The sequence below is a fragment of the Hephaestia sp. MAHUQ-44 genome (genome assembly GCF_023806085.1).
In the GTDB taxonomy this organism is placed as follows: Bacteria; Pseudomonadota; Alphaproteobacteria; order Sphingomonadales; family Sphingomonadaceae; genus Sphingomonas.
This window is the reverse complement of record NZ_JAMSLX010000045.1, coordinates 1-515: the sequence shown is the minus strand read 5'-3', so window position 1 is coordinate 515 and position 515 is coordinate 1. Positions and strand designations below refer to the sequence as shown.

Below are 515 nucleotides of genomic sequence, written 5' to 3'. Positions count from 1 at the left end.
ATGTTTCCCTGATACTCGCGAACCATGGCGGTGATCCGGGCTAACTGCTCGATATTCAGCTTGGCATCGGTTTCGTTATCCAGCTCTCTTAACAATTTCTCCGGCATGCGCTCACCGGTCCGTCTCTTCTCGTTCCCCATCGTTATCCCTCTTTTCATATCAAAATACAATCTAGAAGTAAATTAACCGCCTGATCTGCGGTCGAAACAACAGCAAAAAACCGCTTGGGCTCTTCATTCGAAGTCCCCTGCGGTTCATTTCTTGCGGTATATGCGTTCCTGCGGAACAAACTCCTCGTAGTTCACACCCTCCGGTACGAATAGGATGGATTCTTTCTTGCCCAAGCCCAAGTACCCTCCGGATACCAAGCTGCCGTGGAAAAGGCTGTGCACGTGAGTCTGCAGCCGGTTATCGAAGTAAATCATGACATTGCGGCACAAAATCACATGAAACTCATTAAAGGAACCGTCCGTCGCCAGATTATGCTGGGCGAACATCAAATTATCCTTCATCAG

The 515-nt window shown here is 48.7% G+C and carries 1 protein-coding gene; it reads right to left on the bottom strand.

The features are described 5' to 3' along the window. Positions 1 to 254: 254 nt before the first annotated feature. A partial coding sequence (locus tag NFE57_RS16620; RefSeq protein WP_286207889.1) for a CheR family methyltransferase occupies positions 255 to 515 on the bottom strand: 261 nt, incomplete at its 5' end.